General features: G+C 72.5%; 21 protein-coding genes. 12 read left to right on the forward strand and 9 right to left on the reverse strand.

Going from position 1 to position 24,134, the window contains the following annotated elements; genetic code table 11:
- Positions 1 to 315 precede the first annotated feature (315 nt).
- The 7 genes from AB0B68_RS23750 (at position 316) to AB0B68_RS23780 (ending at position 8,695) form a co-directional block, all read left to right on the forward strand.
- Positions 316 to 789, forward strand: coding sequence for a BlaI/MecI/CopY family transcriptional regulator (locus AB0B68_RS23750; protein ID WP_357262715.1), 474 nt, complete (start codon positions 316 to 318; stop codon positions 787 to 789).
- A gap of 10 nt (positions 790 to 799) precedes the next feature.
- Positions 800 to 1,705, forward strand: a complete 906-nt coding sequence (locus AB0B68_RS23755) for a M56 family metallopeptidase (protein ID WP_357206509.1) — start codon at positions 800 to 802, stop codon at positions 1,703 to 1,705.
- Between the two features lie 459 nt (positions 1,706 to 2,164).
- Positions 2,165 to 3,418, forward strand: coding sequence for a cytochrome ubiquinol oxidase subunit I (locus AB0B68_RS23760; RefSeq protein ID WP_357206511.1), 1,254 nt, complete (start codon positions 2,165 to 2,167; stop codon positions 3,416 to 3,418).
- A 45-nt stretch (positions 3,419 to 3,463) separates the two neighbouring features.
- Positions 3,464 to 4,471 (forward strand): cytochrome d ubiquinol oxidase subunit II, encoded by a 1,008-nt coding sequence (locus tag AB0B68_RS23765; protein WP_357262717.1) that lies wholly within the window; start codon positions 3,464 to 3,466, stop codon positions 4,469 to 4,471.
- The gene (gene cydD / locus AB0B68_RS23770; RefSeq protein ID WP_357262720.1) at positions 4,468 to 6,144 is read left to right on the forward strand and encodes a thiol reductant ABC exporter subunit CydD; all 1,677 of its coding nucleotides are present in this window, start codon (positions 4,468 to 4,470) and stop codon (positions 6,142 to 6,144) included. The genes AB0B68_RS23765 and cydD overlap by 4 nt, the downstream gene beginning before the upstream one ends.
- On the forward strand, positions 6,141 to 7,952 hold the full coding sequence (gene cydC / locus AB0B68_RS23775; RefSeq protein ID WP_357262723.1) for a thiol reductant ABC exporter subunit CydC: 1,812 nt from the start codon (positions 6,141 to 6,143) through the stop codon (positions 7,950 to 7,952). The genes cydD and cydC overlap by 4 nt, the downstream gene beginning before the upstream one ends.
- Positions 7,953 to 8,020: 68 nt before the next feature.
- The gene (locus tag AB0B68_RS23780; protein WP_357206518.1) at positions 8,021 to 8,695 is read left to right on the forward strand and encodes a permease prefix domain 1-containing protein; all 675 of its coding nucleotides are present in this window, start codon (positions 8,021 to 8,023) and stop codon (positions 8,693 to 8,695) included.
- 54 nt (positions 8,696 to 8,749) lie between these two features.
- Here the strand turns inward: AB0B68_RS23780 and AB0B68_RS23785 are convergent, their stop codons facing one another.
- On the reverse strand, positions 8,750 to 9,088 hold the full coding sequence (locus tag AB0B68_RS23785; RefSeq protein WP_357206520.1) for a helix-turn-helix transcriptional regulator: 339 nt from the start codon (positions 9,086 to 9,088) through the stop codon (positions 8,750 to 8,752).
- A gap of 160 nt (positions 9,089 to 9,248) precedes the next feature.
- Between AB0B68_RS23785 and AB0B68_RS23790 the strand changes: the two genes are divergently transcribed.
- On the forward strand, positions 9,249 to 10,205 hold the full coding sequence (locus AB0B68_RS23790) for a DNA primase (protein WP_357262726.1): 957 nt from the start codon (positions 9,249 to 9,251) through the stop codon (positions 10,203 to 10,205).
- Positions 10,206 to 10,244: 39 nt separating this feature from the next.
- Positions 10,245 to 12,689, forward strand: a complete 2,445-nt coding sequence (locus tag AB0B68_RS23795) for a transposase (protein WP_357206523.1) — start codon at positions 10,245 to 10,247, stop codon at positions 12,687 to 12,689.
- A 273-nt stretch (positions 12,690 to 12,962) separates the two neighbouring features.
- Here AB0B68_RS23795 and AB0B68_RS23800 read toward each other — a convergent pair whose 3' ends face one another.
- From AB0B68_RS23800 to AB0B68_RS23815, 4 genes are all read right to left on the reverse strand, one after another.
- Positions 12,963 to 13,556, reverse strand: coding sequence for an ATP/GTP-binding protein (locus AB0B68_RS23800; RefSeq protein WP_007455465.1), 594 nt, complete (start codon positions 13,554 to 13,556; stop codon positions 12,963 to 12,965).
- A 1-nt stretch (position 13,557) separates the two neighbouring features.
- Positions 13,558 to 13,932 (reverse strand): DUF742 domain-containing protein, encoded by a 375-nt coding sequence (locus tag AB0B68_RS23805; protein WP_124820399.1) that lies wholly within the window; start codon positions 13,930 to 13,932, stop codon positions 13,558 to 13,560.
- A gap of 98 nt (positions 13,933 to 14,030) precedes the next feature.
- Positions 14,031 to 14,435 (reverse strand): roadblock/LC7 domain-containing protein, encoded by a 405-nt coding sequence (locus AB0B68_RS23810; RefSeq protein WP_030329023.1) that lies wholly within the window; start codon positions 14,433 to 14,435, stop codon positions 14,031 to 14,033.
- Positions 14,432 to 18,085: a nitrate- and nitrite sensing domain-containing protein gene (locus AB0B68_RS23815; RefSeq protein ID WP_357262729.1), complete on the reverse strand. Its 3,654-nt coding sequence runs from the start codon at positions 18,083 to 18,085 to the stop codon at positions 14,432 to 14,434. The genes AB0B68_RS23810 and AB0B68_RS23815 overlap by 4 nt, the downstream gene beginning before the upstream one ends.
- 502 nt (positions 18,086 to 18,587) lie before the next feature.
- Between AB0B68_RS23815 and AB0B68_RS23820 the strand changes: the two genes are divergently transcribed.
- Complete coding sequence (locus AB0B68_RS23820; RefSeq protein ID WP_238690831.1) at positions 18,588 to 18,881, forward strand: hypothetical protein; 294 nt, start codon at positions 18,588 to 18,590, stop codon at positions 18,879 to 18,881.
- Positions 18,882 to 18,883: 2 nt separating this feature from the next.
- Here the strand turns inward: AB0B68_RS23820 and AB0B68_RS23825 are convergent, their stop codons facing one another.
- Positions 18,884 to 19,957: an adenosine deaminase gene (locus AB0B68_RS23825; RefSeq protein WP_238680481.1), complete on the reverse strand. Its 1,074-nt coding sequence runs from the start codon at positions 19,955 to 19,957 to the stop codon at positions 18,884 to 18,886.
- Between the two features lie 52 nt (positions 19,958 to 20,009).
- The gene (locus AB0B68_RS23830; RefSeq protein WP_357206874.1) at positions 20,010 to 20,468 is read right to left on the reverse strand and encodes a PPOX class F420-dependent oxidoreductase; all 459 of its coding nucleotides are present in this window, start codon (positions 20,466 to 20,468) and stop codon (positions 20,010 to 20,012) included.
- 57 nt (positions 20,469 to 20,525) lie between these two features.
- Between AB0B68_RS23830 and AB0B68_RS23835 the strand changes: the two genes are divergently transcribed.
- Positions 20,526 to 21,014: a MarR family transcriptional regulator gene (locus AB0B68_RS23835; RefSeq protein ID WP_357262732.1), complete on the forward strand. Its 489-nt coding sequence runs from the start codon at positions 20,526 to 20,528 to the stop codon at positions 21,012 to 21,014.
- Between the two features lies 1 nt (position 21,015).
- Complete coding sequence (locus AB0B68_RS23840) at positions 21,016 to 21,924, forward strand: putative RNA methyltransferase (protein WP_357262735.1); 909 nt, start codon at positions 21,016 to 21,018, stop codon at positions 21,922 to 21,924.
- Positions 21,925 to 21,926: 2 nt separating this feature from the next.
- On the opposite strand, the gene AB0B68_RS23845 is transcribed toward AB0B68_RS23840, so the two are convergent.
- Together AB0B68_RS23845 and AB0B68_RS23850 are read right to left on the reverse strand one after the other, a co-directional pair.
- On the reverse strand, positions 21,927 to 22,607 hold the full coding sequence (locus tag AB0B68_RS23845; RefSeq protein ID WP_355009505.1) for a DUF4272 domain-containing protein: 681 nt from the start codon (positions 22,605 to 22,607) through the stop codon (positions 21,927 to 21,929).
- Positions 22,608 to 22,717: 110 nt separating this feature from the next.
- Positions 22,718 to 23,998 (reverse strand): thymidine phosphorylase, encoded by a 1,281-nt coding sequence (locus AB0B68_RS23850; protein WP_357206880.1) that lies wholly within the window; start codon positions 23,996 to 23,998, stop codon positions 22,718 to 22,720.
- Between the last annotated feature and the right edge of the window lie 136 nt (positions 23,999 to 24,134).

Consider the following 24,134-nt stretch of genomic DNA (forward strand, 5'->3'; position numbering starts at 1 on the left):
TCCGCCCGGGTTTGCCCGGGTCCGCTGGCGTGCTGATCCGGGTTCGCTGGCGGCGGCCGGTCAGGATCCACGGCAGCTTCAGGGATGTTGCTGCCTCCAGCGCCTCGGAGGCAGCAACATCCCTGTTCTTGTCCTGCGCTTGTGCTGTTCCGCCAATCTCCCCTGGTGATCATGGGGTTGGCGGGGGCTTTGATCTCTTTGGACCCGGTCAATCCCATGATCGCTGGTGGCGGGGGTGGGTGGGGTTGGTGGTGGGCGGGGAAGGGTGGGTGGGGACGGGCGGTGGGGGTCTACTACCGGGGGTAGGATTGGTTTGTGACTCGGTTGGGCGATCTTGAGCGTGCGGTGATGGACGTGCTGTGGGACGTGGTTCCCGGCACGTCGGACGGGGTGACCGTGCGCGAGGTGGCCGACGCGCTCGATGGCCGTGAGCTGGCGTACACCACTGTGATGACAGTGCTGGACCGGCTCGCCGGCAAGGGCATGGTGCAACGGGAGCGGGAAGGTCGGGCCTGGCGGTATCGTCCGGCGGCCAGCCGCGAGGCGCACATCGCTCAACTCATGCTCGACGCCCTCGACCTGGGTGGCAGCCGGGACGCCGCGCTGGTGCGCTTCGCCCGCTCGGTGACCGGCACCGAGGCCGAGGTGCTGCGAGCAGCCCTGGGCAATGAAGCCGGCCTGACCGGGCCGGGCTCCACCGGCGGCGACGCGGGCAGGACCGACGCCCTGACCGACCGGGTGGACGGGCCGGCGGGCCGACGAGCCGCCGGCGAGACAGCGGAGCGGTAGGGCGCGCGCCATGGCCTACGCCGTGCACTTCGCCGCCACGATGCTGGCCTGCTATCTGACCGCCCAGGTGTTGGCCCGTTCCACCTGGACGTGGCGCAGCCCGCGGGTGGCGATCGTCTGCTGGCAGGCCGTCGGGCTGGCGTTGGGCCTCTCGGCGATGGGCCTGCCCATGGCGCTCGGCTTGAGCGCGTACGACCGGTCGACCGGTAGCGCACTGCTCGCCCTTGCCAACGACCTCGCCCATGGCGCCCTGCCGATCGGGGTGGGCACGTTCCACCTGGCCGGCGTCGGCGTGGGCTTTGGCATCGGGGCGGTGCTGGTCACGACGACCGTTCGCAGCATCCACGGCACCGTACGCGCCCAGCGTCGCCACCGGGACCTGCTCTCCCTGGTCGCCCGGAACGACCCGGCCGCGCCAGGCGCGCTGGTGTTGGATCATCCGAGCGCCGCCGCGTACTGCCTGCCGGGCGTGAAGCCGCAGGTGGTGATCAGCGCCGGCACCCTGAGCATGTTGGACCGGGCCGAATTGGCAGCGGTTCTCAGCCACGAGCGTGCGCACGCCCATGAGCGGCACGACCTGGTGCTGCTGCCGTTCACGGCGCTGTGCCGGGCGCTGCCATGGTTCGGCTGGGTGCGCGACGCGCACGAGCGGGTCGCCCTGCTGGTCGAGATGCGCGCCGACGACAAGGCCCGCGAGCTGCACGCCGAGGCGCCACTGGCGGGTGCGCTGCGCCGGTTCGCCGCCGCCGGGCACCGGATCACCCCGGCCGGCGCGCTCGGCATGGGCGACCGGGATCTCGATGTACGGGTGCAGCGCCTGCTGGTCAGCGACCGGCCGCCCCGGGTGCTCGGCGCCACCGCCCTCGCGGTCGCCGCCACGCTGGTCGCCCTCCCGGTCACCCTCTTCCTGAGCTGACGCCCACCGGGCACCCCGGCGGCGACCCGCTGCCCCACACCCCACACCGATCACCAGATCCAGGCTGTCGTCCCTGACCGCCCCACCCCACCCCACCCCGCGCCCGCTCCGCTCCGCTCCGCTCCGCGATCTTGCAGTTTCGGTCGTCGATAAGCGTTGAATGCGCCCTATGCGGGGACAGAAAGTGCAAGATCGCGGCCCGGTCGGGCCGATCATGGAGTTGTGGTGCCTGATTTGTTCGCTGACGGGGACTTTGTCACCCACCACAACTCCATGATCGACGGGGTGGGGCGGTGACGGACCCGGGGCCCTGCGGCACGAGGGCCAGGGTTGAGCGCGAGCTTTATTACTACGTTACGTAGTAACGTTTCCTACGACGTGGTGTAGTAGGACTTACCAGTAGGCTATCTACGTGTAGGGTGGCTACGACAAGGGAGCCAACGCTTTGGAGGGCTGGTCATGGACACCCTGCTCCTCGCCCGCCTACAGTTCGCCACCACCACCTCGATCCACTTCCTGTTCGTGGTGGTCACACTCGGGCTGGTCACCCTGCTCGTCGGCATGCAGACCGCCTGGGTGCTCACCAGCAACCCGAAGTGGGAGCGGTTGACCCGCTACTGGGGCCAGCTCTACGTGATCAACTACGTGCTCGGCATCGCCACCGGGATCGTGATGGAGTTCCAGTTCGGGCTGAACTGGAGCGGCCTGTCGCGCTACGTCGGCAACGTGTTCGGCGCGCCCCTGGCCATCGAGACGCTGGTGGCGTTCTTCCTGGAGTCCACCTTCCTCGGAATGTGGATCTTCGGCTGGCACCGGCTCGGCAAGGGCGTCCACCTCGCGCTGCTCTGGGGCGTGGCGATCACCGCGTACGCCTCGGCGTTCTGGATCATGGTGGCCAACTCGTGGCTCCAGAACCCGGTCGGCTACGAGGTCCGCGACGGGATCGCCCACCTCACCGACTTCGGCGCGCTGCTCAGCAACCCCAGCCTCGGCATGGCCTTCGGGCACGTGGTCTCGGCTGCGCTGCTGGTCGGCGGGATGCTGATGGCGGCGGTCAGCGCCTGGCACCTGATCCGGCGTACCCCGGACTTCGCGCTCTTCCGCACCTCGCTGCGGATCGGCCTGGTCACCGCGGCACTGGCCATCTCGATGGTGCAGGGCTTCGGTTTCGCCCAGTTCGGCCCGGTGGGCTCGGTGCAGCCGACCAAGTTCGGCGGCGACAGCCCGGAAAGCCAGGCGCTGATCGCCGAGTGGACCACGCGGTTCGGCCCCGGCGACTACACCCCGCCGGTGCTGGCCAGCGTCGGGTTGGGCTTCATGATCCTGATCGGCTTCACCCTCGGCTGCGTCTGGCTCCTGCTGCCCCTGCTCTTCCGGGACTGGGTCATCCGACTGCGCTTCCCGCTCTGGCTGATCCTGCTCGCCCTGCCGCTGCCGTTCATCGCGGTGATCCTCGGCTGGATCTCCCGGGAGGTCGGCCGTCAACCCTGGGTGGCGTACGGGCTGCTCCCCACCGAGCAGGCCGTCTCCCCGGTCAGCGCGCCGCTGATGCTCGCCTCGCTGATCGGGTTCAGCCTGCTGCTGGGCACCCTCGCCGTCACCAACTGGGTGCTGCTCGCCCGGCACGCCAGACGCGGCGCGGCCGACCCGGCGCTCGGCCGCCCACCGGTACCGCCCAGCGAGCCGGCCCACCCCGAACCCGCCCTCCTGTAGAGGACCGGCCCACCCCGAACCCGCCCTCCTGTAGAGGAGTAGACAGTGGACCTCGCCTGGTACGCAGTGCTCGGCTTCTTCTTCGCCAGCTACCTGGTGCTCGCCGGCTACGACTACGGCGTCGGGCTGCTGCTCGCCCGCGGCGTCGGTCCGGCCGGGCGCCGGGAGGCGCTCACCGCGCTCGGCCCGTTCTTCCTCGGCAACGAGGTCTGGCTGGTGGCCGCCATGGGCATTCTCTTCGGCGCGTTCCCCCTCCTGGAGGGCGAGCTGCTCGCCGGCTGCTATCCGGCAGTCGCCGGTGCCCTGGTCGGCGTCATCCTGGTCACCGTCGGGGTGCAGTTGCGCAGCCGGCCCAGTGACGAGCGGGTCCGCGCCCGCTGGGACCGCGTCGTGGTGATCGGCAGCGTCCTCGCCGCGCTGGGCTGGGGTGTGCTGCTCGCCGCGCTGTTGCAGGGCGTACCCCTGAAGGCCGACGGGCACGTCGCCGGGGTGACACACCTGGCCACCCCGTTCGCGGCCGCCGCCGGCCTGGCCATGGTCACCCTGGTCGCTGTGCACGGTGCGACCTTCCTCACCCTGCGACTGTCGGCCGAGGCCGCCGCCGTGGTCGGCCGTACGGCCCGCCGGCTGGTGCCGGTGGCGCTCACCGCGGTCGCCCTGGCCACCGTCGTGGGCCTGCTCTCCGCCCGGGTACGCGACGCCGTGCAGCGGCCGGCGGTGGCCGTACTCCTGCCCGTGCTGCTCGTGGCGGCGCTGCTGGCGGCCCGTGCGGCGCTGGCCCGGCGGCGGCCGGGGTGGGCTCTGGTCGCCACCGGCGCGGCCCTGGCGCTGCCGGTGCTGCTGGTCGGAGCAGCTCTCTGGCCCTACGTGCTGGTGTCCACGACCGACCCGGACGCCTCGCTGCTGGTGGCCGACGCGGCCGCCAGCGCACCGACCCTGCGGCTGCTGGGCTGGGTGGCGCTGCCGCTACTTCCGGCCCTACTAGGCTTCCAGGCAATGTGCTGGTGGGTTTTCCGAGGACGGACCGACGGTAGGGCACCGGTGTACTGGTGAGCCGCCGTCCGTTCGACCCGCGTCTGCTGCGCCGGGTCCCTGCGGCCCGGGGCGATCTTGCCGTGCTCGCGCTCCTGGGGGTGCTGGCCGCCGGGTTGATCGTGGCGCAGGCCACCGCGCTCGCGTGGCTGCTGGCCACCGCGATCGACGGTCGGCTGGATCGACCGGCGCTGGCCGGCTTCGTGGTCGCTGTCGCCGCCCGCTCGGCCCTGGTGTGGGCGCAGGGCACTGTCTCGGCGCGGGTCGCCGCCACGGTCAAGGCCACGCTGCGGGCCGACCTGCTCGGCGCGGTGGGCCGGCACGGGCCCGGGTGGGTGGCCGGGCAGCGGGCTGGTGAGATCGCCACCCTGGCCGGGCGTGGGTTGGACGCGCTGGACGCGTACTTCACCGGGTACCTGCCGCAACTGGTGCTCAGCGTGACGGTGCCCCTCGCGGTGCTGGCGCGGGTCGTCTTCGCCGACTGGAGTTCGGCGGTGATCATCGCGCTGACCCTGCCGCTGATCCCGGTCTTCGGCGCACTGCTCGGCTGGCAGGCGCAGGCCGCCACCGAGCGGCAGTGGCGGCGGCTCGCGCTGCTCGGCGGGCACTTCCTGGACATGGTCGCCGGGCTGCCCACGCTGCGTGCGTTCGGGCGGGCCCGGGCGCAGACCGACGTGGTACGCCGGATGGCCGACGGGCACCGCGTCGCCACCATGAAGACACTGCGGATCGCGTTCCTCTCCGCGCTGGTCCTCGAACTGGTCGCCACCCTCTCGGTGGCGCTGGTCGCGGTGCCGGTCGGCATCCGGTTGCTCGGTGGCGGGCTGGCCCTGCAGACCGCGCTGCTGGTGCTGCTCCTGACCCCGGAGGCGTACCTGCCGTTGCGGGCCGCCGGCAGCCGCTTCCACGCCAGCATGGAAGGGCTGGCCGCGCTGGACGAGGCGTTGACCGTCTCCGCCGCACCCACCGCGCCCCGGGCCGCCGAGGGTGCCTCCGTCCCCGACGCGCGGGCCGAGATCCGGTTCGAGGGGGTGACCGTGGCGTACGAGCGGACCACAGCGCTGCGCGACGTGACACTGACCATCCGACCCGGCGAGCGGATCGCCATCATCGGGCCCAGTGGTGCCGGCAAGAGCACACTGCTCGGCCTGCTGCTGGGTTTCGTGACGCCGACCAGCGGCCGGATCACGGTGGACGGGGTCGACCTCGCCACCGCCGACCCGGACGCCTGGCGCCGACAGCTCGCCTGGGTGCCGCAGCGGGCACACCTCTTCGCCGCCTCGCTGGCCGACAACATCCGCCTCGGCGCGCCGGACACCCCGGCAGACGTACTCACCGCCGCGGTGCACGACGCCGCCCTGGACGACGTGGTGGCCGGCCTGCCCGACGGCCTGGACACAGTGCTCGGTGAGCGCGGCCACGGGCTGTCCAGTGGGCAGCGGCAGCGGGTGGCACTGGCCCGGGCGTTCCTGCGCTCCGCCCCGGTGGTGCTGCTCGACGAACCCACCGCCCGACTCGACACGGCGGCCGAGGCAGTGGTGCTCGACGCCACCCGTCGCCTGGTCGCCGGGCGGACGGCGCTGCTCGTCGCACACCGACCGGCGTTGCTGGCCGACGCCGACCGGATCCTGCGCATCGAGGACGGTCGGGTCACCGAGTTGACGCCCGAACCGACCGGAAAAGCCGCCCGATGACCGGGCAGAAGGGGTCGGCACCGGCCGGGCGGGCCGCCGCCGAGCGGGCGGTGCTGCGACTGGCCCGGCCGTACCTGGGCCGCCTGGTCGGCGCCGGGCTGCTGGCGGCCGCCACCGAGTTCGCCGGCCTGGCCCTGATGGCCACCGCCACCTGGCTGCTGATGAGCGCCGCCGGTCAGCCTCCGCTGGACCGCCTCACAGTGGCGATCGTCGCGGTCCGGGCGCTGGCGATCAGCCGTGGCGTGTTCCGCTACACCGAACGACTCGCCGGGCACGACGCGGTGCTCCGCATGATCACCGACGTCCGGGCCCGGGTCTTCGCCACCCTGGCGGCCCGCCGTGGCACGGCGCACCGCTCGGGAGACGTGCTGAGCCGCCTGGTCTCCGACGTGGAGGCCGTCCAGGACCTGCTGCTGCGGGTGCTGGTGCCCGCCTCGGCGGCGGCAGTGGTCGGTGTGACGGCGGTCGCCGTGGCGGCGCTGATCTCACCACCGGCCGCCGGGGCGCTCGCCGTCGGGCTGCTGGTCGCCGGGGTGGCGCTGCCCGCGTTGGCCACCGCGGTCACCCGCCGCAGCGCAGCCGAGGTGGCCCCCCTGCGGGGCGCGCTGGCCACCGACGCGATCGACCTCACCCACGGTGCCGCCGACCTGGCCGCGTTCGGGGCGACCGACATCACGCTGCGCGCCGCCGAGCAGCGCGCCCACCGGCTGGCCCGGCTGGAACGTCGGCTGGCCGCCACCGGGTTCGCCGTGGACGCGGCCGGCGTACTGGCCGCCGGCGTGACCGCCGCTGCTGTGGTGCTGGTAGCGCTCGCCGCCGACGTGCGGGGGGTGCTGGTGGGCGTCCTGGCCGTCGGCACCCTGGCCGCCGTCGAGGTGACGCTGGCGTTGGTAGCGGCGGCCCGGCAGTGGACGCAGCTGCGACCCGGCCTGACCCGGGTGGCTGACCTGCTCGACACCGACCCGCCGGCCGCGGCGGCGACGGCGACGGCGACGGCGACGGCGACGGCGACGGCGACGGCGACTGGTCCAACGGACCTGACCGGCCCGCACGATCTGCGCTTCGTCGACGTGACAGTGCGGTACCGGGCCGGCGCGGCACCCGCCCTGGACGGGGTCAGCCTGGACCTGCCGGCGGGACGGCGAATCGCGGTCGTCGGCCCGAGCGGCGCCGGCAAGAGCACACTGGCCGCCGTGCTGACCGGCACCGTCCAGCCCACGTCCGGCCGGGTCACCCTGGACGGTCAGGACCTCTCGGCGTACGCCGAGGAGGCGCTGCCGCGCGCTGTCGGCGGGCTGCTGGCCGAGGCGTACGTCTTTCATGCCACGGTGCGGGAGAACCTGCTGCTCGGGCGGGCCGCAGCGGGCGAGGAGGAGCTGACCGGGGCCACCGCCGCCGCCGGCCTGCTGGACTGGGTCCGTGCCCAGCCGACGGGCTGGGACACGCTGGTCGGCGAGGAGGGCGGGCAGCTCTCCGGTGGGCAGCGGCAGCGGCTGGCGCTCGCCCGGGCACTACTCGCCGCGCCACCGGTGCTGGTGCTCGACGAGCCCACCGAAGGTCTGGACCCGGCCGCCGCGGACGCGGTGCTCGCGTCCGCCCTCGCCGCCACCCCCGCCGGGCACTCGGTGCTGCTGATCAGCCACCGGCTCAGCGGGCTGGCCGAGCTGGACGAGATAGTGGTCCTGGACGGCGGTCGGGTGATCCAGCGCGGTCGGCACGCCGAGTTGGTGGCGGCCCCGGGCTGGTACCGGGACCAGTGGCTGCTCCAGGCCGCAGCCGAACGGGGTTACCTGGCGCTCGCCCCCTGACCCGGCTCCGGGACGGACCAGGGTTCTCCCGGACGTCGACCGGCCGGGGTCCGTGGCAAGGTGGTGCCATGTGGCGCGGTGAGGACGTGATGGTCGACGAGCACCTGCGGGAGCTGGCCGCCCGGTTGCAGGGGCCGGCGCGACTCAAGTCCGACCTGCTGACCGAGGCCCGGCACGGGTTGCTGGACGCCGTGGAGGCGTACCGCGAGAGCGGGGTGCCACCCACCGAGGCGCAGCGCAGGGCGGTGGCCGAGTTCGGCTCACCGGCGCAGGTGCTCCCGTCCTGGCAGGCCGAGCTGGCGGTGGGCGCCCTGCGTGGACTCTCCCTGCGGATGCTGGCGGTCGCCGGGGTGGGGGTGGCCGCCGGCGATCTGACCTGGCGCGGGGCGAGCTGGAGCGACGGCCCCCGCCCGCCCGCCGGCTACCTGCTGCTCTCCCACTCGGTCGACTGGATCTGGATGAGCACGCTGCTGCTCTCGGTGGCCGGCCTGCTGGTGGTCCGGGCGAGCGCACGGGCACCCCGGCCGGGCCTGGCTCTGGCCCAGCGTGCCCTGGGCACCGGCCTGACCGGCGCCCTGATCCTCGGCATGGTGGCCGGCGGTGCCCTCTTCACCTGGTCGTTGAACCTCTGGGACGCGGCACTGCACTGGCCCCCGATGATCATCGGAGCGGTGTTGGTGGGAGGCGCCTACTTCTCGCTCACCCGCGCGGCGCGGGGCTGGCTGCTGGCCACCAGCCGCTGACCACCGGCCGGCGCGAACGGGCCAGCCCGGAGGGGGCGCATCAGCAGTGGCGCGTCAGGCCGGGGTGGGCGGGCTGCCGGAATCGAGGAACCGGCCGACGGTGAGTTGGAACTCGCGCCAACCGGCCCGCTCCCCGGCCAGCGCCCGCCGGCCGGAGTCGGTGAGCTGGTACGTCCGCCGTTCCCGGCCGCTGACAGTGCTCCAGGTGCTCGCCACGTGACCGGCGCGTTCCAGGCGGCGGAGCGCCGGATAGATGGTGCCGGTGGGCAGATCCAGACTGCCGTCACTGCGGGCGCGCAGCGCTTCGATGATCGCGTAGCCGTGCAGCGCGCCCTGTTCGAGCACGGCGAGCAGCAGAGCGTCGAGATGGCCGTGCAGCGCCTGCGCCTTCATGCGTAGCTACGCTACTTGTCGAATCGTCACTTCGCCAGCGACGACGACCAGCAGGTCGGACCCGTGCCCCAACCGGCCACCGGGGTGCGGGCACCGGTCACCCAGGGCCGCCGACTAGGGTATGTGCCCAGAGTCACTCGCCGGTCAGAGACCCCGGTGGGTGGGCAACCCGAAGCACACGGAGGTCAGCGTGGCCCGCCAGTCGCCCCAACGGCCCGACGCCGACGAGCCCGAGCTCGACGACACCACCGGCGCGGCCGAGCCAGACGAGGTCGAGACCGACCGCCCGTCGGCGTCGATCGACCGTTCACTCTGGGACGAGCTGCGCATCGACCCAGTGGAGATCGCCCTGCCCGCCGGTACCGGCTTCACGCTCCGGGCGTACCGACCGGCCAGCTCGCTGACTCCGACCGACGTGACCGAGCGCGACCAGGACGACCCGTTCCTCGCCCGCCGCCAGGCGATCGAGGAGGAGGACGAGGACGACGAGACCGTCGTCATCCTCGACGAGGAGCTGGCCCAGGAGTTCGCCGACGAGGACGACGAGTCGACGCGCCGCCGGGGCGGCGCCGCCACCGACACCGAGACCGACGACGAGTCGGACGAGGCAGTCGCGGACGAGGCGGACGACGAGGAGGTGCCGGTCTTCCTCAGCAACCGGGGCAAGCTGCTGCTGTTCAAGACCCCCGAGTCGCTTGTCAGTTTCATCCGATCCGGTGCGCCAAACGATCTGTCCCAACTGGACAGCTGGAATGAATTGTCCGAACGGGTGGAGCCGGCAGATATCGCTCCGCTGGACGAGGACACCTACGAGCTCGACCTGGTCGTGGAGAACCTGCGCGGCGGGCACGACACGTGGGATTCGACCCTGCTGATCGAGGCGGGCGAGGCCGCGCGTGACCTCTCGTACGCATTGCGGCTGCCTGCGGTACTCGACATGCTCTCGGCCGGCTCCAGCCTCGACGACCTGGACGAGGCTCTGCGTGGCACCGCCAACGGCGGGATCGGCGCGTTCATGGCTCGGCGACGGCTGAAGAAGATCGGGGCGCAGACCGCAAGTTTGGGTTGGCGCACCATTGTCGGCAAGATCTCTGCGGTGGTGGACTGGCGCGACTGACCCGTACCGGGGAGCATCAGTTGCTGGCAGAGGAAAGACCTGTCCCGGGAGGAGGACGACGCCGTGGCGCTCGTGCGCGTTTACTGCGGTCTGGCCTCGGCGGATCCGGCTGACCGACCGGCCTCCGCCGGTTCGACGCTGACGTCCGCTGTGGTCGACGACGCAGGCCGTCTGCTGCATGTCTGCGAGATCAGCGATGACGCCGCTGGCTACGCCCAGCTCGTCGCGCTGCTCGTGGAGCGGTCGGGCGGGCCGAGCGGTGCGGCCATCGCCGCCGACAGCGACGACCACACGGTCACGTCGCTGCTGAGCGCGGCGGGGCGACCCCTGGCGATCGCTGACGACGACTCGGTGGACGACTTCGCCGAGCGCTTCGCCGACGACGACTCTCTTGAGGAGATGCAGTCGCCTCCCGCCGAACGGCGGGCGGTCGGCCTCGCCCGCGCGTTGCAGGCGGGGGCGCTCTCCGCCGTCACCCTGCCGGCGCCCCGGGACCTTGCCGGATACAAGCAGGTGCTCTCCGCGCACGCCGCGCTGGCCAGTGGCCGGCACTCCGCCGCCGTGGCGCTGCGCGAGGTTCTGCGTGAGCTCTACCCGGCGGCCCTGCGCGCCTACCCGGACCCGGCCGAGCCGGTCTCTCTGGCAGTGCTGGACGCGCTGCCCGAGCCGGGCATGCTCGGCGGCACCGTGGCCCGGGGCCGCGAGGTGTCGGTCGCGGCGGATGCCATCGCCGCGCACCTCGCCGCAGACGGGGTCGCCGATGCCGAGGAGATCAACGAGGCGGTCACCGCCCTGCGGGTCGCCATCTCCGAGACACCCCGACGGGCCGCGGTCAACCGGGCGCTCACGTCCGCGGTGGCCGAGACGGTCCGCCAGGCCGTCGCCTCCGTACGAGCCTGCGACGCCGGGTGTGAGGCGCTGGTCAGCGCGCTCAGCTCGCGGGTCAGCACGCCGGTCCAGGCGCCCGGCCGCCGGGCTGCGGCCCGCCGCGGCGAGTCCGTCGGCGAGTTGACCGGCCTGGCCGGCACCAACGCCGGGTTGACCGGCCTGGCCGGCACCAACGCCGGGTTGCGGTCGGTCCGACCCACTCCGCCCGCCGCCGACCCGGCACCCGCTGTCGGGCGGCGCAGCCGTCCAGAGCCGATCCCCGGTAACGCGCCGTTGGCGTCGCCCCGCCCGCTCGGGCCGCCGCCGGTCGCACCCGCCCCGGTCACGCCGCCGCCGGTCGCACCCGCGCCGATGACTCCGGCGGCGATGGCCGGTCCGCCGCAGTCCACGCTGCCCAGTCGCGGCGAGCCGCTTCCGAGCCGGATCGACGGCCCGACCAACCGGCCCGTCTCCGCGCCGCCGCCTCCGCCGCCCGGGATCACCCCGATCGCGCCGGCGCAGCGGGGCATGGTGCCGCCGGCCGAGGCCGGTGAGCCGTTCCGGCCGACGCTGACCACTGCCGCCATCAACAACGCGCGGGCCGAGCGGCAGCGGACGGTCATTCCGCCCCGCCCCAAGACCAACGGTGAGCCCCGGCCGAGCCACCTGCAACGCCCGGTCGACGAGCCACCCACCGGCGGGTTCAGCGCCACCGATCTCAGCATTCCGGTGCCGACCCCCCGACCGGGGCAGGAGGCCGCACCGCCCGGCTCCCGTGCGAACTGGCCGCTGGTCAACAACCCGGAGGACCCGTCCGACAGCTCACCGAACAACCCGGTGGCCTACTCGTACGGCGGCAGCCGCGGTGTCGAAGCTCCGACCGACCCGGGTCGGGCCGACGGTCGGGTCACCCCGCCGTGGCTGGCGGACGACCTGCCGCCGGAGCCGCCGATGCTGCGGCTGGTGGAGCCGCCGCCGCTGGCCGACCGTGCGCTGCGCGAGGGGCTCAACCCTCCCGCGGACCAGCACCTGGAGACGCCCCCGTTGCGCCTGGTCGACCGCGAGCAGGCCGCTCGCAACGGTCGGGCGGCCGCCCGCACCGAGCGCGCCCCCGAGCATCGGCCGTCACCCCCGGTCGAGCACCGGCCACCGCCCATGGAGCACCGGCCGCCGCCGGTCGCCGACGAGGGCGACGGCGATCTTCTGATCTTCGCGCAGGCCAAGTCGGCCTGGTTCGTCGGGCAGGCCGAGGAGTCCGACCTGGACTGGTCGACCACCGCCGACACCGGCTGGCAGGCCGCGGAGCAGGCGGCCCGCCCGGCGGTGGGCGCCGAGACCAACGCCGGGCTGCCGAAGCGCGTGCCGCAGGCCAACCTGGTGCCGGGTTCGCCGCTGCGCGAGGAGCGCCCATTGCGCATAGTGCGTGATGCGGCAAGCCTCGCGGAGAACACCACCGGCTACTTCCGGGGCTGGCGTCGAGGCCAGGAGATCGGCGGTTTCGCAGTGGGTGGTCGACCCGGTCGCGAGGCGGCCGGCGGTTGGGACTTCAGTCGCGACCACGGGGACCGCGACGACGACCGGGAGTACGAGTACCGCTCGGCGGGCTACCAGTCCTGACCCCTTCGCACACGCGGAAACGCCCCCAGCCGGCTGGCTGGGGGCGTTTCTGCCTGTGCGGGGCGATCCCCCCGGGCACGCAGAAGCCGCCTCGTGAGGACGGTGGGTGGCCGGGGCCCCGGAAAAGGGCTGACGGCTTCCAGGATCGTCAGGAGGCGGCTCGGCGGCGCGCTGGCTCGTCCGAGCGACGAGCCAGCGCGGGGGCACTCACCCGGGCGGCTGGCAGCGCCCGATGGCGGCCGGAGCCACCACCGGGGCGTGCAGCGTCCCGGATCAGGCCGGGGCGACGGCGCGCGTACGGCGCATGGTCAGCACGTACTCGACCAGCGAGATCAGCACGTGCTTCGTCGACTCCCGGTTACGGGCGTCGCAGGCCACCACCGGCACGTCGCTCGAGATCGCCAAGGCGTCCCGGACGTCCTGCGGGTCGTGGTACTGCATCCCGTCGAAGCAGTTGATCGCCACCAGGTACGGCAGGCGTCGGTGCTCGAAGAAGTCGATCGCCGCGAAGCAGTCGGCCAGCCGGCGAGTGTCCACCAGCACGACCGCACCGATCGCACCCCGCACCAGTTCGTCCCACATGAACCAGAAACGGGTCTGACCCGGCGTACCGAACAGGTACAGGATCAGGTCACGGTCGATCGAGATCCGGCCGAAGTCCATGGCCACCGTGGTCGTCGTCTTGCCCGGCACCTGCCGGGTGTCGTCGACGCCCACGCCAGCGGAGGTCATGATGGCCTCGGTGGTCAGCGGCGTGATCTCCGAGACCGAGCCGACCAGCGTCGTCTTACCGACGCCGAATCCACCGGCGATAACGATCTTCGCCGACGTCACGCGGCCGCTCGGGTTCGGCGGGCGGTGCGACATGTCAGAGCCTGCGAAGTCCACTCAGCACCCTCTCCAGCAGTTCAGTGCCCACCGCGTCGTCGGAGTCGTCCAAAATGGTCGGCTCGTGGACCGCGACCAGGCCGTCCGTCGCCATGTCGGCGATGAGCACCCGGGCCACACCGAGCGGGAGCTGCATCCGCGCCGCGATCTCCGCGAGCGATTGCACGCGACCGTCACACAGCGCGGCGATGTACTGGTGTTCGCGGCCACCACCGTTGCCATTGGCAGCGGTACGGCCGCGCACCGTCGTCTCGACGAGCGCCTCCAGCGCGATGTCGAGCCGGGGACGGGTGCGACCACGGGTCACGGCGTATGGACGGACCAACGCTCCGGTTGGTTCGTCACGATCGGCCATCTCGCCGCTCACCTCCTTCGCACCCGTTACCGGCTCCCACCGGTGAAACCCGTCGTTGTCGTTGTTGAAGTCGTGCCGACCTCACGATCGGCGAGACGTCAGCCCAGCATGCCCGCAGCCGCACGCGGCTGCGGGGTCAGCGCGTCGCCCACCCGGTCGACCAGCAGCGCCATCTCGTAGCCAACCTGGCCCACGTCGGAGCTGCGGGCTGCCAGCACGGCGAAGGACGAGCCGTCGGAGATGGACATCAGGAACAGGAAGCCATTGTCCATCTCCACGACGGTCTGCAACACCGCGCCTCCCTCGAAGCAGCGTGCTGCCCCCTGGGTCAGGCTGACCAGACCCGACGAGATCGCGGCGAGCTGGTCTGCCCGGTCGCGCGGCAGATCCCGTGACGACGCGAGGAGTAGGCCGTCCGCCGATACGGCGACCGCATGCGCGACGCCCGGCACCCGGTCGGCGAAGTTGGCCAGCAGCCAACCAAGATCCTGCGTAGTTGTCATCCTTCTTGCTCCTTCTGCCCGCTCCCGGCCACCGGGCCTGAGCCAGACTGCGAGGATTGCCCTCCCGGAGTCGCCTCCGGGCTGGTCGGGTTGTCCGAGGTGCTACGCCCTCGCTGCACGCCCCGGTGGTAGGCGGAGAGCAGGCCACGAACCGCCTCCGGGGAGCGCCGCTGGACCGAGGTGGTGGGCTTCTCCACCGCGCCAGGTACCAGCTGCGCCATCGGCTTGCGCTTCGGCAGACCGGTCGTGGTGGTCTCGCTCACCGGCGCCGCGCCGGCCGCCGCGGAGGCAGCACGCCAGCCGTCGTCGGCGGCGGTCTGCCAGCCGTTGCTCTGCGATTGGGGCCGGCGGTTCGGCAGGCTCTCGGCGGGGCTGGGGCGGGTGCCCTCGTTCGCTGTGGAGCCGTTGTCCCGCGGCGCTCCTCCGACCGTCGGAGTGTCTGCCATCGGTGTGTTACCTGTCGTCCCGGGTGGTGTCTTGTGGACTGCCCGACCGGTGGCCTCGACCACGGCGAACTGCTGGGTCGCGGAGTCGCCGTTCGTCGCTGGCTGAGCGCCGGCCGCGGTCTCCTCGGAGCCCGGGCGACGGGTACGGAACCAGGCCGACTCGAGCTCCCGGAAGATCGGCAGCTCCATCGTCTCATCCGCGTACCGCTGACGGTTCTGCGCCTGCGGCTGCTGCGGCGTCGGCCGGGTCTGCGGAGCCGGCGCCGGAGCCGGCGCCGCTGCCGGGGTCGGCGCAGGAGCCGGAGGCTGGGCTGCGGCCGGCTGCTCGCCGGGTCGTGGCACCCGCGGCAGCTCCGTCGTCATGTCCAGCGCGGCGGCGAGCCGCTCGGGCACCGGCGGGGTGGCAGTGTCCCGGTCGCTGCCCGGCACTGGCGGCCAGGCCGGCGGCGCCGGGGCGTTGGGTGCCTGCGCGGGCGGGGCGGACCGGGGCGCGAAGCCGCTGAACGACTGGCTGGAGGCCGGCGGCGCCGAGTACGGCTGGTTCGCGTACGGCTGACCGGACGCCGGCGAGGCCGAAACCGGCGACGCGGACACCGGCGGACCGGCGTACGGCTGCCCGGAGGCCGGAGCGGCGGACACCGGCGCGCCGCCGTACGGAGCACCCGAGTAGGGCTGCCCGGAGTACGGCTGGCCGGAGGCCGGCGAGGCGGAGACCGGGGCACCGGAGTAGGGCTGCGCGGAGACCGGCGGCGCCGAGTACGGGTGCGCCTCGGGGCTGCTCGGCAGCTGACGCGGAATGGTCGGCTGCTGGTCGGTGGTCGGGGTCTCGTCCCCGCCCCGGCGCTGCGGCAGCGGGTCGATGCCGTGGCCGTTGGCCGACCGGGGGGTGAACCCGTCGCCGCCGTTGACGCCGTTCGTCCCGGCCGCGCCGGTCAGGTCGGACCAGGCCGGCATCGACCGGTACGCGCCGCCGTTGGCGGGGGTGCCGGCACCGTTGCGCGTCGCGGGGTCGAACGGGCGTCCGCCCAGGGTGACCTGGTTGCCGGACTCGCTCGGGCGAGGACCGTTGCCCAGCGCGGGCAGCGCGCCGAAGACCGGCGCGGGCCCACCGGACTGCGGACCACCGAACTGGGGAGCACCGGACTGCGGACCACCGAACTGGTGAGTACCGGCCGCCGGCAGCGCCGGAGGCTGCTGCACCCGACCGGAGAGCGCCCGGGGCACCAGCACCGAGGTGGGCAGGCTCACTTCGGCGACAGTGCCGCGATCGCTGCCGGGGCGCAACTCGACCCGGACACCGTGCCGCGACGCCAGTCGGGCGACCACGACCAGGCCCATCATCCGGGACACGGCCACGTCCACCTGAGGCGGCGTCGCGAGCCGCTCGTTGAGGTCGTGCAGCTGGTCGGCGCTGATGCCGATGCCGCGGTCCTCGACGTACAGCGAGGAGCGGTCGCCGACCCGGCGAGCCTCGACCATGACCTGCGAGTCGGGCGGGGAGAACGCGGTGGCGTTGTCGAACAGCTCGGCGACGAGGTGCACCAGGTCGTTGACCGCGTGCGCGGCGACCTCGATGTCACGGTCGATGACACCGAACTCGATCCGGGTGTAGTGCTCGACCTCGGACTGCGCGGCGCGTAGCACGTCGATGAGAGCGGCCGGCTCACGCTGCACACGGGTGGAGTCGGCACCGGCGAGCACCAGCAGGTTCTCGTCGTTACGGCGCATCCGGGTGGCCAGGTGGTCGAGCTGGAACAGCTCGGCCAGCCGGTCCGGGTCCTCCTCGCCGCGCTCCAGCCGGTCGAGGTGCCCGATGAGGCGGTCGACCAGGATCTGGGAACGACGGGCCAGGTTGACGAACATGGTCGCGACGGAGGCACGCAGTGCCGCCTGCTCGGCGGCCGTGCGGACGGCTTCCAGGTGGACGGCGTTGAACGCCTCGGTCACCTGGCCGAACTCGTCCTTGCTGCGCACCGGCAGCGGTTCAGCGATCTGGTTGGCCAGCTGCACCGGTGAGAGCTGCCCGACGACCTGCGGGTCGCGCAGACGGGCCACCGCCTGTGGCAGGCCGTACTGGGCCACGGAGAGCGCACCCTGCCGCAGCTCACGCAGTGAGCGGGCCATCGAGCGGGCCACCAGGTAGGCGAAGAGGATGGCCAGCAGCAGCATGCTGAGCAGCAGGCCGGTCTCCAGGAAGACCTGGCGCTGGACGTCCGAGCGGAGCGCGTCGGCCTGGTCGACCACTTCGCTGTCGAGCTTCACCTCGACGTTGCGGATCAGCTTGGCGTTGGCCGTCATGGCGGCTTCCCACTGGTCCGGGCCGAACGGCGCACCGCGCATGTTGCCGGTGGTGTTGCCGTCGATCCAGCCGGTGTAGTTCTGTGCCTGCCGACGGTCGCCGCCCGCGACCGTCTGGTCGTGGAACTTGGCGTCGTCCGGGGTGGCGACGGCCTTGAAGCTCTGCAGGGCCTGCTGCTGGCCGGTGTCACTGGCGACGTAGTCCCGACGCAGTGCGGGGGTCAGGCGCTGACCGCCCTTCACACCCAGCGCGCGGTGCACAACGACCCGGCGTACGGCGAGGAACTCCTTCTCCCGGGCGACCGCCGCGGCGGCGCGCATCCGGTCGCTCAGCTGGTTGTCACCGGCGAGCTGCGTGGACGAGTCGCGGATGGCGAGCAGGTCACTGATCAGCCCCTCGTACGCCTGCACGGTCTCGGTGAGCGCGAGCTTGCCGTTGAACACCTGGCTGCGGACGCCCGACAGGTCCTGAAGGTTCTGGTCGATGCTGTCGAGCAGACCTTCCAGGCTGCTCGGCAGGTCCTCGACCTCGGCCCGCTGCTGCCGGTAGGGGGCCGCTGCCTGGTCCACCCGGGAGTTCACCCGGTTGTAGGCCTCCTGGTACTGCGCCGTCGGCTGCGTTCCGTCCGCACCCAGCAGCAGTACGGCGGCGGTCCGCTCGTCCTGGAGGGTGTCGACCAGATCACCTGAATAGCTCGACAGATTCGCCAGGTCGCCAGCTCGGTTGGCATTGTTGAGCGTCTCCACGTGGTCGATGAGACCACTGGTGCCCACCACGACCGTGGCGATGGTCGGCACGATCATGATGAGACCGAGCTTGGACCAGATCGGCATGTCCCGGAGCCGGCTGGCCGGCCGGCGCAGCCGCGACAGGAAGGAGCCCGCCGTCTTTGGCCGTTTGCTCACGTCACCGCCCTCGCGATTACAGCTTGAACGCGTTGCCCCGGGCAACGCCCAGCGACCGACCCGGCGGGTCGGACCCCCGAGATTCCATCACGCCGGTCGACAAGAAGAAAGCCCAGGTTGTCCCAGACCGAAGGTGTGATGAGATGTTGATGCGATTTGATAGCAGTCTGTCTGGCCGGAGTAACTGAAGGTAATGGAACATCCGCACCGTGTTGTCCTACTGGCCGGTCCATCGGGGTCCGGAAAGTCGTACATAGCGCAGCAAACCGGCTTGCCGGTGCTGTGCTTGGACGACTTCTACAAAGACGGCGATGACCCTACGTTGCCGAGACGAAACGGCCAGGTGGATTGGGAATCGCCGCACTCCTGGGACGCCCTCAGTGCGGTGGAAATCATTGCCCAACTTGCCCGTGAGGGCCGAGCCGATGTGCCGGTTTATGCGATCGGCGCTGATCGACGGGTGGCCACCCGGCCATTTGATGTCGCCGGATCGCCACTTTTCGTGGCCGAAGGGATCTTCGCCGCCGAGATCGTCGAGGAGTGCCGTCGCCGCGGCCTGCTCGCCGGGGCGTACGCGCTGCGACGCCCACGCGGGGCCACCTTCCTGCGCCGACTCGCCCGCGACCTGTCCGAGCAGCGCAAAGCGCCCCGGGTGCTGATTCGGCGCGGGGTGACGCTGCTACGGGCCGAGCCCGCCGTGCTGCGCCGGCAGATGGGCCTCGGCGCGGAGGCGGCCCGGGCCCGGGAAGTGCTGCGCCGGGTGGCCGGGCTGCTCGCCGGCCACCCACATGGCTGAGCTCAGGCCAGCAACTTCGCGTACGCCGGCTTGATCACGTCATCGATGATCCGCAGCCGCTCGTCGAACGGGATGAAGGCGCTCTTCATCGCGTTGATGGTGAACCACTGCAACTCCTTCCAGCCGTAGCCGAACGTCTCCACCAGCAACGACATCTCCCGGGACATCGAGGTGCCGCTCATCAACCGGTTGTCGGTGTTGACGGTGGCTCGGAAGCGCAGGTCCCGCAGCAGGCCGATCGGGTGGTCCGCGATCGAGGCCACCGCGCCGGTCTGCACGTTCGACGAGGGGCACAGCTCCAGGGGGATCCGCTTGTCCCGGACGTACGCGGCCAGCCGGCCGAGTGAGCCGTCGGGGGCGATGTCGTCGACGATCCGCACCCCGTGGCCGAGCCGGTCGGCCCCGCACCACTGGATCGCCTGCCAGATCGACGGCAGACCGAACGCCTCGCCGGCGTGGATGGTGAAGTGAAAGTTCTCCCGTTGCAGGTATTCGAAGGCGTCCAGGTGCCGGGTGGGCGGAAAGCCCGCCTCGGCGCCGGCGATGTCGAAGCCGACCACCCCGGCATCCCGGTGCCGCACCGCCAGCTCGGCGATCTCCTGGGAACGGGCGGCGTGCCGCATCGCGGTGAGCAGGGTGCCCACCCGGATGGTGAGGCCCGCCTCGACCGCCTGGGCGGTGCCCTCGGCGAACCCGGCCAGCACCGCCTCGACCACCTCGTCCAGGCTGAGGTCCCGTTCCAGGTGCTGCTCCGGGGCGAACCGCACCTCGGCGTAGACCACACCGTCGGCGGCCAGGTCCAGGGCGCACTCGCGGGCCACCCGACGCAACGCGGGCGCGGTCTGCATGACGGCCACTGTGTGCGCGAACGTCTCGAGGTAGCGCTCCAGGGAGCCGGAGTCCGCCGCGTCCGCGAACCAGCGTCCGAGCGCCTCCGGGTCGGTGGTGGGCAGTTCGTGGCCCACCTCGGCGGCCAGGTCGACGATCGTCGCCGGCCTCAGCCCACCGTCGAGGTGGTCGTGCAGCAGCGCCTTCGGGACCTTGACGATGTCCTCGTACCGGATAGTTGCGACCATGCTCAGACCCTAGTCAGCGGCCTTGGCGGACGGGTACGGGACCGGCCGGGCGTCACGGCCGCCAGCCGTACACCCGGTGCACGTCGAGGCGGATCACCAACCGCCCGTCGGCGACCATGGCCGCCCGGTAGTCCGCCCAGTCCGGGTGGTCACCGCGAATCCGGCGGTAGACCTCGACCAGTTCGTCGACCGTCTCGTCGGTCGTGGCCATGGCCGGCTCGCTGAGCGTCACGGCCCCCTCCGCGACCGCGTACGCGCCGCCGTCCGGCGTGGTGACGTGGAAGCTGGCGCGGGGATCGCGGCGCAGGTTGCGGACCTTCGCCCGGTCGCCGGTGGTGGAGCAGCGGAGCAACCCCGGCTCGGCCAGGTAGTCGAGGTTGGACAGCTGGGGCCGCCCGTCCCGGCGCACTGTGACCAGCACTCCGCGCCCCCGTTGACCGAACAGCTCCCACAGCCGGTCACCAGCGGCGGCGGTCGGCGCACCAGGCCGCTCGGGAGAATTAGTTGACATGTCATCGAATCTAGAGGCACTTCGATGACATGTCAACGAAAGCGTTAGACTCGACGGATGGACGCACCCCGGTGGCTGGACGAACGGGAGGACCGCGCCTGGCGCGGTTACCGCCGGATGCGTCGACTGCTCGACCTGGAGCTGGCCCGGGAGCTGACCCAGGACGCCGGCCTCTCCGAGGCCGACTACGACGTGCTGTCCGACCTCTCCGAGACACCGCAGGGGCGACTGCGCCTACGGGAGCTGGCAGACCGGATGCTGTGGTCGCGCAGCCGGCTCTCCCACCACCTGACCCGGATGCAGCAGCGCGGCCTGGTGACCCGTGAGGAGTGCGCCGATGACGCCCGGGGCTCCGTCGTCGTCCTCACCCCCGCCGGGCGGCAGGCCATCGAGTCCGCCGCACCCGGTCACGTGGCCGCCGTCCGCCGGCACCTGATCGACCTGCTCACCCCCGCCGAGGTCGACGCCCTCGGCGCGCTCACCCACCGGGTGGTCGACCACCTCGGCGGGCGGGCACCCCAGCCACGGCACGACGCGGAGGTCTGACGTGGACTCCCGCATCCTCGACCGGCTGCGCTGCCCGGTCTGTGGCGAGCCGCTCGAGCAGGCCACCGACACGAAGGCGCTGCGCTGCCCACGCCGGCACAGCTTCGACATCGCCCGCCAGGGCTACGTCAACCTGCTCACCGGTCGGGCCCCGCACGTCGGCGACACCCCCGAGATGGTCGCGGCCCGCGCGGACTTCCAGGCCACCGGGCACTACGACGTCATCTCGGCCGCCCTCGCCGCCGCCGCGATGGACGCCGTCGGCCGTCTCGGCGACACGGACGCCCCGCAGCCGGAATCCGCTACAGCAGAGGTACAACCGCCCGACTTCGGGGCGTACCCCCTGGTGGTGGACGCCGGCGCCGGCACCGGCCGGTACCTCGGCGCGGTGCTGGCGGCGCTGCCGGACGCCGTGGGTCTGGCCCTGGACGTGTCCAAGCCGGCGCTGCGCCGCGCGGCCCGCGCGCATCCCCGGGCCGCCGCCGCGCTCGCCGACACCTGGCAGCGACTGCCGCTCGCGGACGCCTCGACCGCCGTGCTGCTGAACGTGTTCGCCCCGCGCAACGGCCCGGAGTTCCACCGGGTGCTCGACCCGGCCGGCACGTTGCTGGTGGTCACGCCCGACACCGACCACCTCGCCGAGTTGGTGGACACCCTCGACCTGCTGCGGGTGGACCCGGACAAGGCCGACCGGGTGGCAGCCAGCCTGGGCGGGCACTTCACGCTGGTCAGCTCCGCAGTGCACCGGGCCGGGTTGGCACTGACCCGGCCAGAGGTCGCCACAGTGGTCGGCATGGGCCCCAGCGCCTGGCACACCGACGCAGCCGCACTCACCACCCGGCTGGCCGCGCTCCCCGAACCGGTCCGGGTCACTGTGGCGGTCCGGCTCGACGTCCTGCGACCGCGCTGACCTCAGGTGGAGAGGTCGACCTCTTCCCAGCCGGGCGGCTCGTCGTGGTACGGCCCGCGCAGGATCACCGCCCACTCCAGCGCCCAACGCCGCTGCCCGATCGCGTTCGCGTCGACCAGGCCCGGCGCCCGCCGGCCGCCGCGCTCGGTCTCCAGGTAGGCCCAGTCCAGGCAGTAGTGCAGATCGAGCAGGGCTGCCGCGTCGGCCGGATGCTGTGGCGCCGTGAGGATCCGGGAGCGCCAGTGCGAAAAGGTCTCCCCGTCGACGATGTGCGGCAGCCGCTCGACCAGCCGCTCGTCGACGGCCAGCGTCGGGTCGAGCTGCTTGCTCAGCCCGAGCACCCAGGCCAGCGCGAAGAGCGCGTCGTGGTGCAGCACGAACGACCGGTGGTCGCCCTTGCCGCCCATCACGAACTGCCACTCCGGCGGGGTGACCATGTCGACCAGGTGCGAGCCGAGCAGCCAGCTCATCGCGGCTTGCGGGGGCATCCCGAAACAGCGCGCCAGGATCAGGTGCAGCACAGCGATGCGCGCCTCGATCTCCACGGTCGGGCGCAGGTCGATCTGATCACCCGGCTCCCATACGAGGGGAAACTGGGCCGGCGGCAACGGCAGGCCGAGCCGGGACAGCTCGTCCAGGCTCGCCTCGCGCACCTCACGGGGGTCGGGGGCAGCAACGCTCACGGCGGATCTTCCTGTCTGCTCGCGCCGGCGCAAGGCCGGTTGTCCCCCCTTGGCCTGCGACAATAGCGCTCCCACGTGACCGGCACCACGCCAGGGCGACGCCGGATCGATCAGCCGACGCGTTCGATGACCAACGACGTCGCCGCCGGGGCCGTCGACGCGATCCGCACCGCGTTCGCGGCCTCGGTCAGCGCGGCCGGAATCCGCGTCGCGTCGTCGGCACGCAGCTCGTAGAGCGGGTCACCGGCCCGCACCTCGTCACCCGGCCGCTTGTGCAACACCACACCCGCCGGCACGCTGACCGGGTCCTCCTTGCGCGCCCGGCCCGCGCCGAGCCGCCACGCCGCAACCCCCATGGCGTACGCGTCGATGGCCGCGACGTACCCGTCCCGCTCCGCGCGGACCACCTCCACCTCGGCCGCCGCCGGCATCGGCGCGTCCGGATCGCCGCCCTGCGCCCGGATCATCGCCCGCCAGGAGTCCATGGCCCGGCCGTCGCGCAGCGCCGCGGCCGGATCGGCGTCCGGCAGACCGGCGGCGTCGAGCATCTCCCGGGCCAGTGCGAGGGTCAGCTCCACCACGTCCGCCGGTCCCCCACCGGCCAGCACCTCGACCGACTCGGTCACCTCGACCGCGTTGCCGATCGCCAGGCCGAGCGGGGTGGACATGTCGGTGAGCAGGGCGACCGTCCGCACCCCGTGCGCGCCGCCCAGCTCGACCATGGTGCGCGCCAACTCGCGGGCCTGGTCGACGGACTTCATGAAGGCGCCCGAGCCGACCTTGACGTCGAGGACCAGCGCCCCGGTGCCCTCGGCGATCTTCTTGCTCATGATCGAGCTGGCGATCAGCGGGATCGCCTCCACGGTGCCGGTCACGTCCCGCAACGCGTACAGCTTGCGGTCGGCGGGGGCGAGCCCGGCACCGGCCGCGCAGATCACCGCACCGACCTCGTCCAGCTGGGCGATGAACTCGTCGTTGCTCACCGTGGCCCGCCAGCCCGGGATGGACTCCAACTTGTCCAGCGTGCCGCCGGTGTGCCCGAGACCCCGGCCGCTCAGCTGCGGCACGGCCGCGCCGCACGCCGCCACCAGCGGGGTGAGCGGCAGAGTGATCTTGTCGCCGACGCCGCCGGTGGAGTGCTTGTCGACCGTCGGCCGGCGTACCGCCGACAGGTCCAACCGCTCACCACTGGCGATCATCGCGGCGGTCCACCGAGCGATCTCCGGCCCGGTCATGCCGTTGAGCAGGATCGCCATCGCCAGCGCCGACATCTGCTCGTCGGCGACAACCCCCCGGGTGTACGCGTCGACCACCCAGTCGATCTGCGCGTCCGACAGCACACCGCCGTCCCGCTTGACCCGAATAACGTCAACAGCAGCAAAACTCATCAGAAGATCTTCCCTCGTCTGTTGCAGGTCCCGACCGACGGCCGTCGACCACGTCGGGGCGGGGGCCGACCGTGCCCGGCGGAGGGATCAACGGAGCGCAGCTGTCGGTACAGCTCGTCGACGACGGTGGGGTCCTGCT

This window comes from Micromonospora sp. NPDC049049, from assembly GCF_040649115.1.
In the GTDB taxonomy this organism is placed as follows: Bacteria; Actinomycetota; Actinomycetes; order Mycobacteriales; family Micromonosporaceae; genus Micromonospora.

What these genes read in the sequence shown, in the direction of transcription:
- AB0B68_RS23810 (WP_030329023.1), bottom strand. Translation starts at nt 14,435, where the DNA reads ATGACAACTACGCAGGATCTTGGTTGGCTGCTGGCCAACTTCGCCGAC.
- AB0B68_RS23830 (WP_357206874.1), bottom strand. Translation starts at nt 20,468, where the DNA reads ATGTCAACTAATTCTCCCGAGCGGCCTGGTGCGCCGACCGCCGCCGCT.
- AB0B68_RS23825 (WP_238680481.1), bottom strand. Translation starts at nt 19,957, where the DNA reads ATGGTCGCAACTATCCGGTACGAGGACATCGTCAAGGTCCCGAAGGCG.
- AB0B68_RS23835 (WP_357262732.1), top strand. Translation starts at nt 20,526, where the DNA reads ATGGACGCACCCCGGTGGCTGGACGAACGGGAGGACCGCGCCTGGCGC.
- cydC (WP_357262723.1), top strand. Translation starts at nt 6,141, where the DNA reads ATGACCGGGCAGAAGGGGTCGGCACCGGCCGGGCGGGCCGCCGCCGAG.
- AB0B68_RS23800 (WP_007455465.1), bottom strand. Translation starts at nt 13,556, where the DNA reads ATGTCGCACCGCCCGCCGAACCCGAGCGGCCGCGTGACGTCGGCGAAG.
- AB0B68_RS23760 (WP_357206511.1), top strand. Translation starts at nt 2,165, where the DNA reads ATGGACACCCTGCTCCTCGCCCGCCTACAGTTCGCCACCACCACCTCG.
- AB0B68_RS23785 (WP_357206520.1), bottom strand. Translation starts at nt 9,088, where the DNA reads ATGAAGGCGCAGGCGCTGCACGGCCATCTCGACGCTCTGCTGCTCGCC.
- AB0B68_RS23805 (WP_124820399.1), bottom strand. Translation starts at nt 13,932, where the DNA reads ATGGCCGATCGTGACGAACCAACCGGAGCGTTGGTCCGTCCATACGCC.
- AB0B68_RS23755 (WP_357206509.1), top strand. Translation starts at nt 800, where the DNA reads ATGGCCTACGCCGTGCACTTCGCCGCCACGATGCTGGCCTGCTATCTG.
- AB0B68_RS23780 (WP_357206518.1), top strand. Translation starts at nt 8,021, where the DNA reads ATGTGGCGCGGTGAGGACGTGATGGTCGACGAGCACCTGCGGGAGCTG.